This is a genomic window from Geomonas subterranea, from assembly GCF_019063845.1.
GTDB classification, from domain to species: Bacteria; Desulfobacterota; Desulfuromonadia; order Geobacterales; family Geobacteraceae; genus Geomonas; species Geomonas subterranea.
Window position 1 is genome coordinate 4,160,554 of the sequence record NZ_CP077683.1, and the last position, 14,685, is coordinate 4,175,238.

Here is a 14,685-nt window from a genome sequence, read left to right on the forward strand (position 1 = left end):
GCACCTCCAATGAGCTGAAGTAACCGGCCCTTTTAATGTAACACCGATTGGGACTACCGCAGCCGGACGAGGCGACGCAGGGGTGCCTGGAAGATTATTTGTGGTTAACTCTTGTGGTGCTGCCGGTGGACGTTAGGGCGGTCAGGGAGGGCGCTATGGATTTTTCCGGGGAGATCACGTCGTTTGATGACTTCCGCAGGCTGATCATAAAAACGGCCCCGGGGTCGTGGAACTTCTTCCGGGGCGAGAGCCGCGATTTCTACACCCTGATCCCGAAGATCGGGCGGCTTACCCCGGACCCGGGGGGCGCGGGGCGGCGTCCCGCCGGCGAGGTGATGCCGGCCGACATCTACGGCGAGTACCAGGCGTTGCAGGAGTTCAAGAAGTCGGGGCGCCACCTGGTAGAGGTGCAGCCCGCGACGGAATGGGAGTGGCTGGCCCTGGCGCAGCATCACGGTTTGCCGACGCGGCTGCTGGACTGGTCGGTGAACCCGCTGATCGCCCTGTACTTCGCCGTCGCGGAGCCGTACTGCGACCTGGACCTGCGGCGGGACCGGCTCAACAACCCGGACTACTGCGGCGGCGCCGCGCTCTACATCGCCCACACCATGTACGGGCTCTCCGAGATCGACGAGAGGGCCAACCCCTTCGAGGCCGACACCTGTTTCTTCATGGCGCCGGTGATCGCCTCCCGCATCAAGGCGCAAAGCGGGGTGTTCTCGCTGTTAAGGAACCCGTGGCGGCCGCTGGAGCAACAGCTTTCCCCGAGGGAGCACATCCGCAAGTACCGCATTCCCTTCGAGTTCCGTGGTTTCTTGGCCCAGGAGCTGAAGCTTTTGGGGATCAACCACGCCTTCGTCTTCGCCGATCTGGACGGGCTGGCCCGCTACATCCAGGAGAAGGTTTCCGACAAGATCGATCCCCAGCAGTCCCTGGCCCACAGGCACACCTAGCGTCGCCCCCCCTCCCTTGACGGGAGGGGGCTGGGGGTGGGTGAAGCCGCAAGGAGTTGGAGGTGATGGCAGCTTCCCCCACCCCCTCCCGCAAGGGGAGGGGGGATCGTTGGCAAAGTGGCCGAATGCAGAGGGGGACAGGCACCTGCGGAGCCAAATGGAAAGGGGACAGGCACCTGCGGAGCCAGTCCCCTTTGATTTGAAACGTAGAACGTAGAACCTGGAACGTCCGTTAGAAGGGATACCCGAGTCCCACGAACACGGCGGCGCCGTCCTTGCCGAAGCCGACGTCGATGCGTCCCAGGATGTTGGGGCGCACCACGGCGCGGAAGCCGATGCCCGGATTCACCTCGATGTTCCCCGCCCGCAGGTCTCCCATCGTGTCGGCGACCCCGCCGATGTCCACGAAAGGCGCCAGCTCCCAGTCCGCCTTGACGTCGAAAACCTCCCACCGGAACAGCCTGATCCGCTCCTCGAGGTTGCACACCACGTAGCTGCTGTCTATGAAGCGGTTCCTGCCGTACCCCCTGAGGGTGTTCTCGCCGCCCAGGATGCTCTGCTCCAGGAAGGGGATGGAACTCCCGCGCGCCTGTCCCACCGCAAACCTGCCGGCGCTGATGAAACGGCTGTCCGGAACGGGGAAGAACCCTTTTACCTCCCCCTCGTAACGAACGAAGCGCGCGCTGCTCCCGAGCCCGGCCAGGCTCCCCTCGATGGTGGCCCGCGCGCGGATGCCGGAACTGGACATGGCGGCGGCGTCGAGGGTGCTGTAGACCAGTGACACGGATTGCGCGTGCGTGCTGAAGCCGTCGATGCCGGGTACCTCGGCCGCGCTGAACTGCTGCTGCAGGTTCGGGAGCTTTTTGACGGCCCCCTCGTCGATCTCCACCCTTCTCAGGCGATCCCCCAGGTACAGGGTGGTCTTGTCTGAGAGCGGGTACCCCGCCGACACGGTGTAGCCGAATTCGCGGTCGGCGAAGTTGGACTCGTCGGCGGCGCTGCTGCCGGACCCGAAGCCGAAAAAGCGGGCCGAGCCGTCGGTGAAGTTGTAGAGGAAGGCGTTGAGCTCGAGCTTCCGCTCCATGAGACTCTGGTCCCGTAGCCGCACCTCGTAGTCGGAATTCACCTTGCTGGATTTGGAGAGGTTGAACTCGATGCTGCGCAAGGGGGAGGGGTACATGGCGCCGTAGAGGGTCCCGGTCGTGCCGAAGTTCTCGTTGCGGTTCACCTGCGGGGCGAACAGGGCGGAAACCTCGTCCTTGTCGTTGTGCAAAAGGAACGCGGTGAGCGCTCCCCAGGTCACCCCTTCGTTGGGGCTCGAGGCGATGACGGGAAGCGGGATGGTAACCAGCTTCACGTACGGCTGTGCAGGCGAGGGGGCCGGGAGCACCGTCGACGGGATGTAGCTGGTGCAGCCGGTCAGAAGTGAAAAGAGGATCAGCGATAAGAGCGATAGCGCGCGCATTGTGGTCCGTTTCTGGGGAGACTCCTGGGAGAGCTGCGGGGAGCCTCCGTCGGGCGGGGAAAACATAGCGGCTCCCGCTCTTTTTGACAAGAAAAAAAGAATGCTTTAACCGTGAGGGTGCTGCGCCGGTCAAAAAAATGACTGGCGTGACTCTCCAAAACTGACGTCGGCGGCCCCGTCCCCTCCGGCCGCGCCGGATCCCCCCGGATCGCGCTCCCCGCTGTATTCACTCCGGTTTTCGCCCGGCACGCTGCCGCTGAACGGGGCTCCGGAAAATGGCACAGCGGTTGCACAAGGTCCCTCTGCAGAGAAAACCCCCAGGCAAGGCAAAGGAAACTGACGCATGGCAAACCCCTCGACGGACGCCCTGGCGCTCCCGGGACCCAAAAGCAATTCGGACATCTACATGGCCATCGCCCTGATCGGGGTGCTGGCCCTGATGGTGGTCCCCCTGCCTGCGTTCATGCTCGACATCTTCCTGGCGACCAACATCACCGTGGCGCTCGTGATCCTGCTGGTCTGCCTCTACACGGTGCAGCCGCTCGATTTCTCGGTGTTCCCCTCGATACTCCTCGTCACGACGCTGTTCCGGCTGGCCCTCAACATCGCTTCGACCCGGCTCATCCTGATGCATGGCAGCGAGGGTGTGGAGGCGGCCGGCGGCGTCATCAAGGCCTTCGGCCAGTTCGTGGTCGGCGGCAACTACGTGGTCGGCGCCGTCATCTTCCTGATCCTGGTCATCATCAACTTCGTGGTCATCACCAAGGGCGCCGGGCGCGTGGCCGAGGTGGCCGCCCGCTTCACCCTGGACGCCATGCCGGGCAAGCAGATGGCCATCGACGCCGACCTCTCCAACGGCATCCTGACCGACAAGGAAGCGAAGCTCCGCCGCAAGAAAATCGCCCGCGAGGCGGACTTCTACGGTTCCATGGACGGTGCCTCCAAGTTCGTGCGCGGGGACGCCGTCGCCGGGATCATGATCGTTCTCGTGAACATCATCGGCGGCTTCGTGATCGGCGTCTGGCAGAAGGGGATGCCGCTGGACCAGGCGCTGCAGAACTACACCCTGCTCACCATCGGCGAAGGGCTGGTGGCCCAGATCCCGGCCCTGATCATCTCCACCGCGGCAGGTATCATCGTGACCCGCTCCGCCGACGAGAACAACTTCGGGCACGAGATCGCCGGGCAGCTCTTGAACTACCCGAAGGCCTTCCAGGTCGCCTCGGGGGTCCTGTTCCTGTTCGCCATGATCCCCGGCCTGCCGCACTTCGCCTTCTTCCTCCTCTCAGGGGTTTCCTACATGGTGAGCAAGATGGCGGTGGAGAAGAAGGCCGAGATCGAGGACGTGGTGGAAACGACCGCCGGCGGCGCCGAGGAGAGCGACCAGATCAGTTCCATCCGTCCGCTGGACATGCTGGAGCTGGAAGTCGGCTACGGCCTGGTCCCCATGGTGGACGCGAGCCAGCAGGGGGAACTCCTGGACCGGATCCGCTCCATCAGGAAGCAGGTGGCGGACCGCATGGGCTTCATCGTCCCGCCGATCCACATTCACGACAACCTGCAGTTGAAACCCTACGAGTACAACATCCTCATCAATGGCGCCAAGGTCGGCGGCGGCGAGCTCTCGGGGCAGTACCTGGCCATGGACTCCGGCGGCGCGGTCGGGCAGCTGGAAGGGATCAAGACCACGGAGCCGGTCTTCGGCCTCCCGGCGGTCTGGATCAAGGGGAAGGAGCGGGAGAAGGCGCAGGTCTCCGGCTACACCGTGGTGGACAACACCACCATCCTCGCCACCCACATCAGCGAAACCATCAAGAAGCACGCCCACGAGCTGGTGGGGCGGCAGGAGCTGCAGCAGCTTCTGGACAGCATCGCGGCGACCCTGCCCAAGGTGGTCGAGGAGCTGGTTCCGTCGCTCCTCTCCCTGGGGAGCGTGCTGCGCGTGGTGAAGAACCTTCTGAAAGAAAACGTCTCCATCCGCGACCTGCGCTCCATCCTGGAGACCCTGGCCGACTACGGCGGGGTGACCAAGGACCCGGAGATGCTCACCGAGTTCGTGCGGCAGAGCCTCGGGCGCTACATCGTGGAGCAGTACAAGCGCGAGGATGACACCCTCTGCGTGCTCACCCTGGACCACGACATCGAGGAGACCATCATCGACTCGGTCCAGCTTTCGGAGCAGGGGAGCTACCTGGCCATCGACCCGCACGTGGCGCAGCGCGTCCTGGCCGCCATCCGCAGGAACGCCGAGCAGTTCGACGCCATCGGCGCGCTCCCGGTCCTGATGGCTTCCCCCTCCATCCGCCGTCACGTGAAGAAACTCACCGAACGGTTCATGCCCAACCTGGCGGTCATCTCGCACAACGAGATCCCGCCCAACATAAAAATCCAATCCTTAGGCGTGGTGGTGATCAATGCTAGTTAAAACATTCCAAGCAGGCGAGATGTCGGAAGCTCTCAGGATGGTCAAGGCCGAGATGGGTCTGGACGCCATGATCCTCTCCTCCAAGAAGGAGCGCAAGAAGGGTATCCTCGGCTTCTTCTCCAAGCCCTACTACGAGGTGACCGCGGCCCTGGAGCCCAGGCCGCAGCAGCGCCCCAACCCGTACCGGGAGGAGCCGGCGCCGGCGCCCGAGCGCGAACTTTCCACCCGCGAGGAGTTCCAGAACTCGATGCTCGGCCCCCTGGCGCGCGAGGTGCGCGAGCTGAAGCAGCGCATCGAGGCGCTCACCAAGAAGGAGGCGCAGCAGGCGGCACAGCAGGCAGCGCCCCAGGCACAGGAACCCCAGCCGGAAGCCGCCGCCAGGACCTTCGGAAAGGAGGAGCTCGAGGAGATCAAGCAGCTCCTCTACAACGCCGTCTCCGGCAACAAGGAGAAGGGGCAGCCCAAGCCGGTGACCTTCCAACTGGCCGGGCAGGCGCTCGAGCAGACCGTGTCCAAGGGCGCGCTCCAGCCCGACCCCCCGGCAGTCTCCTTCCCGGTCGAGCAGCCCCACGCCCCGGCGCCGGCGCTCAAGCTGGTCAAGGCGGCGGGGAAGGCGAGCGAGGAGGAGCTTCTTTTGGAACAGCTCGCCGACGAGCTCAGGAGCGAGGAGGTCGGACCGGAGGCGGTGGAGGCCCTCACCACGTCGGTGCGCGCCGCAGCCGAGGAGGGGGCGTCCCTGGAGGAGCTCCGCTCGCTGATGGCCGACAACCTGGCCGGCATGGTGAAATGCTCCGGCTCGCTGCGCATCAAGAAGACCGGCCCGCGCATCGTGGCCGTGGTGGGGCCGACCGGCGTCGGCAAGACCACCACCATCGCGAAGATCGCGGCCATGTACGCCTTGAACCGCCGCGTCTCCGTCGCCATGGTCACCATGGACAACTTCAGGGTCGGCGCGGTCGAGCAGCTGAAGACCTACGCCAAGATCATGGACCTCCCGCTGGAGGTGGCCGGCAACTCCCAGGAGCTCTCCGGCGCGCTGGCCCGTCATTCCGACAAGGACCTGATCCTCATCGACACCGCCGGCCGCAGCCCCAAGGATGCCGACCGTCTCGACGAGCTCAAGGGGTACCTGGAGAGCCAGAGCGGCATCGACGTCTACCTCTGCCTGTCGGCCACCACGAGGAGCCGCGAGATCGACGAGATCATCGCCACCTTCGGCACGCTGCCGGTGACCAAGCTCCTCTTCACCAAGCTCGACGAGAGCCGGACCTTCGGCTGCATCGTCGACACCTGTTTGAAGCACAAGATCCCCCTTTCCTATTTCAGCACCGGGCAGAAGGTGCCCGAGGACATCGAGGTGGCGACCTCCAGAAAGCTCGCCGCCATGGTAGTGCAGGAGTCTAACTGATGACAATGTCTTGCCTAGCAACAGACCAGGCCGAATCGCTCAGGAGACTGGCGGGGCGCGCCAACAAGACCGAAGTGCCGGACCAGCTCCAGGTGCGCGAAGGGCTCAGGGTGATCTCGGTCACCAGCGGCAAGGGGGGGGTCGGCAAGACCTCGGTGGTGGTGAACCTGGCCGCCTCCCTCGCCGCCTGCGGCCAGCGGGTGCTGATCGTGGACTCGAATCCCGGGGTAGGCGACATCTGCCTGCGCCTCGGGAAGGACGCCCCCTTCCGCCTGGGGCAGGTGCTCTCCGGGGACATCGCCCTCAACGACACGGTGGTGGACCTGGGTGGCGGCGTGAGCGTCCTTCCCGCGGGAATGGAGATGCAGCAGTACAGCGCCCTCTCCCCCTGGGAGCGGAGCGCCCTCCTGCAGTCGATGCTCCGGCTGCAAAACGATTACGACTGCTTCCTGATCGACACCGGCTCCGGCATGGCCGCCAACCTGACCAGCTTCGCCGCCATCGCCCGCGAGATCATGCTGGTGGTGACCCCCGAGCCCACCTCCATCACCGACGCCTACGCGCTCATCAAGATGCTTTCCGGCCGCGACAGCTCCTTCCGTTTCCGGCTCCTGATCAACATGTGCCGCGACAACCAGGAGGGGGAAACACTCTTTTCAAAATTGGCCGCAATTACGGGCCGCTTTTTGCAGGTACAGTTTGACCACGCAGGAACGATCCTGCACGACGAGCTCCTGGTGGAGTCCGTGAGGCGCCGCGGGGCTTTATGCCGGCTCTTCCCGGATGCCAAGGCGTCGACTGGGTTCAAAAATTTGGCACAGAAAATCAATGCGGAGCGGCCGGGGGGCGCAGCGACCATGCCGGTGGCTTCGGTGGCATCTAGCACCATGTGGAGGAACCATGAACTGTCTTCTTAAGGCGTATGAGCATGAGGCGCAACGCGGGGTCCCGATGAGCAGGGATGAACTGGTGGTCACCCACCTCCCGCTGGTTAAGTTCATTGTCGACCGGATCGCCTCGTCACTCCCCCCGCACCTCGACCGGGACGACCTGAGAAGCGCCGCGGTGATCGGCCTGATCTCCGCCGCCGAGCGCTTCGATCCCAGCCGCGGGGTACAGTTCAAGACCTTCGCGGAGCAGCGCATCCGGGGCACCATCATGGATGAGCTGAGGGCCCAGGACTGGCTCACCAGGAGTCTCCGGGACAAGTTCAAGAAGCTGGAGAAGGAGTTCTCCCAGCTCGAGCAGCGCCTGGGGCGCAACCCCTCCAGCGACGAGGTGGCCACCGCCATGGGGCTCGAGCTGAAGGACTACTTCAGGCTCCTGGAGGAGATCCATCTCCTCTCCTTCGTCTCACTTGACGACGCCTGGCACGACGAGGACGGCGCCCCCTTCGGCCTTCTCGACGTCCTGGAGGACAAGGGGACCGAGAGCCCGCAGAGCCAGCTCATCGCGCGCCAGACCGTGGAGCGGCTCGCCGAGGCGATCGACTCCCTCCCCGAGAAGGAGCGCATCGTCATCACGCTCTACTACTACGAGGAACTGAACCTGAAGGAGATCGGCGCCGTGCTCGATCTCACCGAGTCGCGCATCTCGCAGCTGCACAGCCAGGCCATCGTCAGGCTGCGCGGCAAGATGAAGCGCGTGGCCTAGGGGGAGAGCATGAACGCAGGGATGTACGCAGCCCTAACCGGCAACCTTTCCGCGCAGCGCAGGCTGGACGTGATCTCCAACAACCTGGCCAACGCCAGCACCACCGGTTTCAAGGCGGACCAGATCCAGTTCGAAAGCGTGCTGGCCAATGTCAAAAATTCGACACAGGGGCCGGTGTTCAGCAACGACCGCTACTCGACCGACTTTTCCGCCGGCAGCCTGCAGCGCACCGACAACGCGCTCGACGTGGCGCTGGAGGGTGACGGGTTCTTCGCGGTGAGCACGCCGCAGGGGACGGCCTATACCCGCCAGGGGAACTTCCACCTGGCCTCGAACGGCAGGCTCGTGACCGCGGACGGCTACGAGCTGCAGGGGGGAGGCGGCCCGATCACGGTCCCCGCCAACGGCAAGGTCGAGATCGGCCCCACCGGGCAGGTGAGCGTGAACGGCAACACGGTAGGGACCATCAGCGCGGTCGATTTCGCCAAGCCCTACGCCTTCAACAAGCTTGGCAACGGCCTGTTCCAGCCGGCCGACCCCAACGCCGCGACCACCGCCTCCACGGCCGGGATCAAGCAGGGGTACCTGGAGACCTCCAACGTGAAGGCCGTGGTGGAGATGTCGCGCCTGATCGAGACGAGCCGCTACTTCGAGATCTGCGCCAAGGCCGTCAAGACCTACGACGACCTCACCTCCCGCGCCGCCAACGACCTCGGGAAGGTCTAAACCCCTTAGAACGTAGAACGGCCGTCAAGCCGTTAAGGAGATTTCGATGATCAGAGCACTTTGGACCGCCGCATCCGGGATGCAGGCTCAGCAGCTCAACATAGACGTGGTGGCCAACAACCTGGCCAACTCCAGCACCACCGGCTTCAAGAAAAGCCGCGCGGACTTCCAGGACCTCATGTACCAGACCGAGAAGACCACGGGCGCTCCGGCCACCAACACCACCACCATCCCGACCGGCATCCAGGTCGGCCTCGGCGTCCGCCCCGGCGCGGTGAGCAAGATCTTCACCACCGGGACCATGGTCCACACGGGGAACGAGCTGGACATGGCCATAGAGGGGGACGGCTTCCTCCAGGTGCAGCAGTCCGACGGCACCACCGCCTACACCCGCGCCGGCTCGCTCAAGAAGGACGGGCAGGGGAGGGTGGTCACCTCCGACGGCCAACCGGTAATCCCGGAGATCGTCATCCCCAGCAATGCCACCAGCATCAACATCGGTTCCGACGGCACCGTGTCGGTGCAGCAGGCCGGACAGACCGCCTCCACCACGGTGGGGACCATCCAGCTCGCCTCCTTCACCAACCCCGCCGGGCTCAACGCCATCGGCAAGAACCTCTTCCTCCCCACCGATTCCTCGGGCAACGCCACCACCGGCACCGCCGGGCAGAACGGGCTGGGGACCCTCGAGCAGGGGTACATCGAGCAGAGCAACGTGAGCGTCATGGAGGAGATGGTGAGCATGATCGTCTCCCAGCGCGCCTACGAGATCAACTCCAAGGCGATCCAGGCCTCGGACGACATGCTGCAGCAGGCCGCTGCGCTCAAGAGGTAGCTCCTGATGCGCGGGTTTGTGCTGGCTCTCGCGATGCTCGCCCTGCCGCTCGCAGGCTTCGCCCGCGCCGCGGCCCCGGCCCCGGTCAACGTGGTGAGCGAGGCAACCGTCAAGGCGGCCATCAACGACTACCTGGTGCGGAAGGCGGCCCCCCTGAACGCCGACATCACCGTGAAGAAGATCAACTACCAGGGGGACCTGAAGCTCCCCGCCGGGAAGGTGACCTTCGACGTGGTGGCCCCGGAGCGCTGGGAGGGGTACGGCCCGGCCTCGGTGGCCCTCATGGTGCGGGTCGACGACCAGGTGAAGAAGAACCAGACCGTGCTGGTCGAGGTCGAGGCCCTGGCCGAGATGGTGGTGGCCGCGCGCACCCTGGAGCGGGGCGAGGTGCTCTCGGCCTCCGACCTCGCCATCGTGAAGCGGGACCTGGCCCAGGTGCAGGGGCGTTATTTCAACAACATCGACGAGGCTGTGGGGCTCCGCGTGAAGAGCACGCTCAGGGCCAACGCCCCGGTCAGAAAGGACAATCTCGAGAAGGTGCCCATCGTCAAGAGCGGCCAGGTGGTGACCATCGTGGCAGAGAACGACGTGGTGCGCATCACCGCGACGGGAAGGGCCAAGGGGGCCGGCGCCTCGGGCGACCTGATCACGGTGCAGAACCTCTCCTCGCAGAAGGAGATCGCGGCGCGCGTGATCGACGCGACCACGGTAAAGGTGGATTTTTGATGGACCGCAAGAAAAACGACAGCTTGACCATAGTGAAGGCGGCGGCCCTGTGCCTGCCGCTGTTCTGGCTTTCGGCCTGCGCGCACCAGACCGCGGAGGTGGCCACCCCCACCTTCGATGAACAGATCCCGGCGCCGCAGGTGAGCTACGCCACCGGCTCATTGTGGCAGGCCTCCTCCACGGGGCTCGCCGAGGACATGAAGGCGAGAAGGCGCGGCGACATCATCACCGTGGTGATCTCCGAGAACGCCAGCGCCAGCAAGAAGGCCGCCACCGGGACCTCGCGCGACTCCTCGATCAGCGGTGGCATCCCGAAGCTCCTCGGCCTGGAGAAGACCCCGATCAAGAGCTGGGCCGACCTCGCCAACATGCTGAGCGCAAGCTACGGCTCCAAGTTCGACGGCGCCGGTTCCACCTCGCGCCAGGAAACCCTGCAGGCGACCATCTCCGCCAAGGTGGTGGAGGTGATCCCCAACGGCAACATGCTCATCGAGGGAAGGCGCAACGTCAAGGTGAACAACGAGGACCAGATAATCGTCCTCACCGGCACCGTGCGCGGGCGCGACGTCAGCACGGACAACACCATCAACTCGGCGCTCATCGCCGACGCCAGGATCTCCTATTCCGGCAAGGGGATCATCTCGGACCGCCAGAAACCGGGGTGGCTCTTGAACGCGCTGGACAAGATCTGGCCGTTCTAGGCGGGCCGCCTGTTTGGGAATTGACGCTTCTCTGTCAAGATTCCGACGCGGCGGCCGAAAAGGGTTAGGTGAAACGCTTGAAAATTAACGTTATTTCAAAAAGCTCGCTGGCACTGCTCATCCTTTTGCTGCTCCCCCAGTTCGCCCTGGGGGCGCGCATCAAGGACATCGCCGCCTTCGACGGCGTGCGCGACAACCAGCTCATCGGCTACGGCCTCGTGGTCGGCCTGAATGGCAGCGGCGACTCGGACCAGACCAAGTTCCCGGTGCAGTCCCTGGTGGGCGCCCTGGAGCGGCTGGGGCTTACCGTGAACCGCGCCGACATCACGGTGAAGAACGTGGCCGCCGTCATGGTGACCGCCCAGCTTCCCCCCTTCGCCAAGCAGGGGAACAAGCTCGACGTGCTGGTCTCGTCGATGGGCGACGCCAAGAGCCTCGCCGGCGGCACCCTGATGTTGGCTCCCTTGAAGGGCGCGGACGGCCAGGTCTACGCGGTGGCGCAGGGGCCGGTCTTGACCAACTCCTTCTCCTACGGGGGGCAGGCCACCACCGCGGTGAAGAACCATCCCACCGCGGGCACCGTCCCCGAAGGGGCGCTCGTGGAGCGTGAGATCCCCAACGTGCTGGCCAACCGCCCGGTCTTGAAGCTCAACCTGCACCAGTCCGACTTCACCACCGCCGCCCGGGTCGCCGCCGCCATCAACGGCCGCTTCCAGGGCTCGGCGTCCTTGAACGACCCCGGGAGCGTGCAGATCAGCATCCCGGGCGAGTACAAGAACCGCGTGGTGGAGTTCGTGGCCGACCTGGAGCGGCTCGAGGTGAACCCGGACGTGCTGGCCAAGGTGGTCATGAACGAGCGAACCGGCACCATCGTCATGGGCGAAAACGTGCGCATCTCGACCGTGGCCGTCTCCCACGGCAACCTGACCGTGGTGGTCAAGGAGAGCCCGAGGGTCTCCCAGCCCGCTCCCTTCTCGAAGACCGGCACCACCACCGTGGTCCCGAGGACCGACCTGAAGATCGCCGAGGAGAAGGTGAACCTCTCCCTGGTGCGCGAAGGGGCCAACCTGGGCGAGGTGGTGCGGGGGCTCAACACCCTCGGGGTGACCCCCAGGGACCTCCTCGGCATCATGCAGGCCATCAAGGCCGCCGGTGCGCTCAACGCCGAGCTGAACGTGATGTAGGGAGGGCGCGGCCATGGATGTGAAGCCGATACCGGATAACGCGCTCCCCGTCACCGACCTGAAGGTGCAGAAGCGGAGCCAGGAGCAGAACCCGGAGCAGATCAAGAAGGTGGCGCGCGAGTTCGAGTCGATGTTCGTCGCCATGATGCTGAAGTCGATGCGGGACACGGTGGGAAAGGACACCCTGACCGGCGGGGGGAAAGGCGAAGAGACCTTCCGTTCCCTGCTGGACCAGGAATACGCCAACGCCGCGGTGCAGGGAGGCGGCATAGGACTGGCGCAAACCATAGAGAGGGAGCTGTCGCGCGCCTACGGCACGCCGGCTCCGGCTAAGGGGGTGCGGGATGCGGATTGAAGGTTCAGCTTACGTAGTCGACCTGAACCGATCGCAGCAGGTCCGGAACGACGCGCAACAGACGCAGGCGGTGCAGGGGAGCCGTCCGGCGGGGCGGGTGATCCCGTTCGACCGGGTGGAGATCTCGCCGCAGGCGAAGGAGCTGCAAAAGCTCAAGTCCGAGGTGGCGGCGATGCCCGACGTGAGGACGGACCGGGTGGCGCTCGCCAAGCAGAACCTGCAAAACGGCTCCTACCGCGTGGAGGCGTCGGCGCTGGCGCAAAAGATGATGGACGCGTACAAGACGCGTTAAGGGGGAATCGATGGATCGTAACGTAGTCGAACTGATAGCGGCCCTGTGCGAGAAGGGGGTGCTCCTCGACCAGATGCAGGCGCTGTTGCAGGAGGAGCAGGAGTGCATGGCTTCCCTGGACATGGCCAGGATGGAGGAGAACCAGCAGGAGATCACCGCCGGGATGGAACGGCTCGCCAGGCTCTCCGGGCAGTGCCAGGGGATGATCGCCGCCATAGGCGCCGACCTCGGCATGCCGGGGGAGAGCACGCTGTCGCCCATCATCGAGCGGCTCGGCGCGCCGGAAAAACAGGCGCTCAAGGAGGCGCAGGATTCGGTGACCGGCAACGCCCGCGCGCTGCATGGGGCGCTCGCGCTGCACCGGAGGCTGATAGAGGATTCCCTTAACGTGGTAGGGCGCTCGGTCAACTTCTTCAACCGTCTTTTCAACCCCGGGCAGACCTACGGCGGGGCGGGTGCCTTCGTGAACGCCGGGCGCGGCGCCAGCGGCTTCGTCAGCAAGGAGATCTAGCATGGGCATCAACACCCTCTTCGACATAGCCTCCTCGGGGATCACGGCCAACCGCCTGGCCATCGAGGTCACCGGCGAGAACATCTCCAACGTCAACACCGAGGGGTATTCGCGCCAGCGGGTGATCATGGAGAACAAGCCGGTGGGAACGGCCAACGGCTTTCCGCTTGGGACCGGGGTGCAGATCTCGGCGGTGCAGCGCAGCTACGACAACATGCTGCAACTGCAGCTGGTGAACGCCAACAGCAGCTACCAGGAGGGGCTCGCGCAGCAGTCGGCGCTGGAGCAGATCGAGCCGAGCTTCAACTCGCTCACCTCCGACGGCGTGGGGACCGCGGTCGCCAACTACTTCGGCGCCTTCCAGGACCTCTCCGTCAACCCCTCCGGCGCGGCCGAGCGGCAGGCGGTGCTGACCCGCGCCCAGATCATGGTGGACAGCTTCCACCAGGCCGACTACGGGCTCACCTCGGTCGCCTCGACGGCGGACAGCAACCTGGTCGGCATCACCGCCGAGGTGACCGACAACGCCCGGAACCTCGCCCTGGTGAACCAGCAGATCCTCGCCACGAGCGCCGTGGGGGGGAACCCCAACGAACTTTTGGACCAGCGGGACCTCCTGCTTAGAAAGCTATCCGAACAGACCGGCATGAGCTACAGCATCGCCAACGACAACACCGCCTCGGTCACCCTGGCCGGCGGGGGAACCCTGGTCTCCAGCACCAGGTACGCGACGCTCTACACCAACGCTACCGGTTCGCCCGCGACCAACGACATCATGCTCTCGGGGCTGGGCAACCCGCCCCCGGCCAACGCCCCCGGCACCGACACCCTGGTGGGCACCGTAGGCGACGGCGCAGCGATCGGAGGGAAGCTCGGCGGCACCATGGAGGTGCGTGACAGCATCGTCCCCAAGTACCGCTCCCTTTTGGACGAGATGGCCAACCAGGTCGCCACCCAGGTGAACACGCTGCACAGGGCGGGGTACGCGCTGGACGGCACTACCGGCAACAACTTCTTCGACCCGGCCGGCGTCACCGCCGGGAGCATCGCGCTCGACTCCGGTATCTCCGCCATCAAGATCGCGGCGGCCTTGCCAACCGGAAGTGATCCGATACCGACCAGCAGCGGCAACAACGTGAACGCGGTGAAGCTCGCCAACCTCGGCAGCACCACCTTCGCCTTCAGCACCGGGAGCGCCACCTTCGGCAACTTCTACAACTCGATGGTTTCCCAGGTGGGCGTCGATACCGAGGGGAAGCAGAACGTCACCGCCCAAAACGCCGCCTTCTTGAAGCAGCTGAACGCGCTTCGCTCTTCCAACTCCGAGGTGTCCCTGGACGAGGAACTTCTGAACCTGACCAAGTACCAGCGCGCCTTCCAGGGCTCCGCCAAGATGGTCAACGCGGGGAGCGACATGCTGGACACCATCCTGAACATGGTGCGATAGGAGA

15 protein-coding genes are annotated in these 14,685 nt (G+C 65.1%); 14 read left to right on the forward strand and 1 reads right to left on the reverse strand.

Going from position 1 to position 14,685, the window contains the following annotated elements:
- The first annotated feature begins 155 nt into the window (after window positions 1–155).
- A complete protein-coding gene (locus tag KP001_RS18250) occupies window positions 156–953 on the forward strand; it encodes an FRG domain-containing protein (RefSeq protein ID WP_217286974.1) in 798 nt (265 codons plus the stop codon).
- A 232-nt stretch (window positions 954–1,185) separates the two neighbouring features.
- Here KP001_RS18250 and KP001_RS18255 read toward each other — a convergent pair whose 3' ends face one another.
- Window positions 1,186–2,484 carry a BamA/TamA family outer membrane protein gene (locus tag KP001_RS18255; protein WP_302466976.1) on the reverse strand — a complete coding sequence of 433 codons (1,299 nt, stop codon included), beginning with the start codon at window positions 2,482–2,484 and terminating at the stop codon, window positions 1,186–1,188.
- A 277-nt stretch (window positions 2,485–2,761) separates the two neighbouring features.
- Between KP001_RS18255 and flhA the strand changes: the two genes are divergently transcribed.
- From flhA to flgK, 13 genes are all read left to right on the forward strand, one after another.
- Window positions 2,762–4,843 carry a flagellar biosynthesis protein FlhA gene (gene flhA, locus KP001_RS18260; RefSeq protein WP_217286975.1) on the forward strand — a complete coding sequence of 694 codons (2,082 nt, stop codon included), beginning with the start codon at window positions 2,762–2,764 and terminating at the stop codon, window positions 4,841–4,843.
- Window positions 4,833–6,251, forward strand: coding sequence for a flagellar biosynthesis protein FlhF (locus tag KP001_RS18265; RefSeq protein WP_217286976.1), 1,419 nt, complete (start codon window positions 4,833–4,835; stop codon window positions 6,249–6,251). The genes flhA and KP001_RS18265 overlap by 11 nt, the downstream gene beginning before the upstream one ends.
- A 5-nt stretch (window positions 6,252–6,256) precedes the next feature.
- The gene (locus KP001_RS18270; RefSeq protein WP_239027819.1) at window positions 6,257–7,168 is read left to right on the forward strand and encodes an AAA family ATPase; all 912 of its coding nucleotides are present in this window, start codon (window positions 6,257–6,259) and stop codon (window positions 7,166–7,168) included.
- Window positions 7,152–7,904 carry a FliA/WhiG family RNA polymerase sigma factor gene (locus KP001_RS18275; RefSeq protein WP_199395706.1) on the forward strand — a complete coding sequence of 251 codons (753 nt, stop codon included), beginning with the start codon at window positions 7,152–7,154 and terminating at the stop codon, window positions 7,902–7,904. Before KP001_RS18270 ends, KP001_RS18275 begins: the two co-directional genes overlap by 17 nt.
- A gap of 9 nt (window positions 7,905–7,913) precedes the next feature.
- Entirely contained in the window at window positions 7,914–8,630 is a 717-nt protein-coding gene (gene flgF, locus KP001_RS18280) for a flagellar basal-body rod protein FlgF (protein WP_217286978.1), read from the forward strand.
- 46 nt (window positions 8,631–8,676) lie between these two features.
- Window positions 8,677–9,465 carry a flagellar basal-body rod protein FlgG gene (gene flgG / locus KP001_RS18285; RefSeq protein WP_217286979.1) on the forward strand — a complete coding sequence of 263 codons (789 nt, stop codon included), beginning with the start codon at window positions 8,677–8,679 and terminating at the stop codon, window positions 9,463–9,465.
- 6 nt (window positions 9,466–9,471) lie between these two features.
- Entirely contained in the window at window positions 9,472–10,191 is a 720-nt protein-coding gene (gene flgA, locus KP001_RS18290; protein WP_217286980.1) for a flagellar basal body P-ring formation chaperone FlgA, read from the forward strand.
- Between the two features lie 32 nt (window positions 10,192–10,223).
- Complete coding sequence (locus KP001_RS18295) at window positions 10,224–10,892, forward strand: flagellar basal body L-ring protein FlgH (RefSeq protein WP_404813563.1); 669 nt, start codon at window positions 10,224–10,226, stop codon at window positions 10,890–10,892.
- 92 nt (window positions 10,893–10,984) lie between these two features.
- The gene (locus tag KP001_RS18300; RefSeq protein WP_217289652.1) at window positions 10,985–12,076 is read left to right on the forward strand and encodes a flagellar basal body P-ring protein FlgI; all 1,092 of its coding nucleotides are present in this window, start codon (window positions 10,985–10,987) and stop codon (window positions 12,074–12,076) included.
- Window positions 12,077–12,089: 13 nt separating this feature from the next.
- Complete coding sequence (locus KP001_RS18305; RefSeq protein ID WP_217286982.1) at window positions 12,090–12,431, forward strand: rod-binding protein; 342 nt, start codon at window positions 12,090–12,092, stop codon at window positions 12,429–12,431.
- Window positions 12,421–12,723: a flagellar biosynthesis anti-sigma factor FlgM gene (gene flgM / locus KP001_RS18310; protein ID WP_217286983.1), complete on the forward strand. Its 303-nt coding sequence runs from the start codon at window positions 12,421–12,423 to the stop codon at window positions 12,721–12,723. The genes KP001_RS18305 and flgM overlap by 11 nt, the downstream gene beginning before the upstream one ends.
- Before the next feature lie 10 nt (window positions 12,724–12,733).
- Window positions 12,734–13,234: a flagellar protein FlgN gene (locus KP001_RS18315; RefSeq protein ID WP_217286984.1), complete on the forward strand. Its 501-nt coding sequence runs from the start codon at window positions 12,734–12,736 to the stop codon at window positions 13,232–13,234.
- Between the two features lies 1 nt (window position 13,235).
- Window positions 13,236–14,681, forward strand: a complete 1,446-nt coding sequence (flgK, locus tag KP001_RS18320) for a flagellar hook-associated protein FlgK (RefSeq protein WP_217286985.1) — start codon at window positions 13,236–13,238, stop codon at window positions 14,679–14,681.
- The last annotated feature ends 4 nt before the right edge of the window (window positions 14,682–14,685 follow it).

Excerpts from the sequence above, each read along its gene's own strand:
- KP001_RS18250 (WP_217286974.1), top strand. The coding sequence starts at position 156 with ATGGATTTTTCCGGGGAGATCACGTCGTTTGATGACTTCCGCAGGCTG.
- KP001_RS18255 (WP_302466976.1), bottom strand. The coding sequence starts at position 2,484 with ATGTTTTCCCCGCCCGACGGAGGCTCCCCGCAGCTCTCCCAGGAGTCT.
- flhA (WP_217286975.1), top strand. The coding sequence starts at position 2,762 with ATGGCAAACCCCTCGACGGACGCCCTGGCGCTCCCGGGACCCAAAAGC.
- KP001_RS18265 (WP_217286976.1), top strand. The coding sequence starts at position 4,833 with ATGCTAGTTAAAACATTCCAAGCAGGCGAGATGTCGGAAGCTCTCAGG.
- KP001_RS18270 (WP_239027819.1), top strand. The coding sequence starts at position 6,257 with ATGTCTTGCCTAGCAACAGACCAGGCCGAATCGCTCAGGAGACTGGCG.
- KP001_RS18275 (WP_199395706.1), top strand. The coding sequence starts at position 7,152 with ATGAACTGTCTTCTTAAGGCGTATGAGCATGAGGCGCAACGCGGGGTC.
- flgF (WP_217286978.1), top strand. The coding sequence starts at position 7,914 with ATGAACGCAGGGATGTACGCAGCCCTAACCGGCAACCTTTCCGCGCAG.
- flgG (WP_217286979.1), top strand. The coding sequence starts at position 8,677 with ATGATCAGAGCACTTTGGACCGCCGCATCCGGGATGCAGGCTCAGCAG.
- flgA (WP_217286980.1), top strand. The coding sequence starts at position 9,472 with ATGCGCGGGTTTGTGCTGGCTCTCGCGATGCTCGCCCTGCCGCTCGCA.
- KP001_RS18305 (WP_217286982.1), top strand. The coding sequence starts at position 12,090 with ATGGATGTGAAGCCGATACCGGATAACGCGCTCCCCGTCACCGACCTG.
- flgM (WP_217286983.1), top strand. The coding sequence starts at position 12,421 with ATGCGGATTGAAGGTTCAGCTTACGTAGTCGACCTGAACCGATCGCAG.
- KP001_RS18315 (WP_217286984.1), top strand. The coding sequence starts at position 12,734 with ATGGATCGTAACGTAGTCGAACTGATAGCGGCCCTGTGCGAGAAGGGG.
- flgK (WP_217286985.1), top strand. The coding sequence starts at position 13,236 with ATGGGCATCAACACCCTCTTCGACATAGCCTCCTCGGGGATCACGGCC.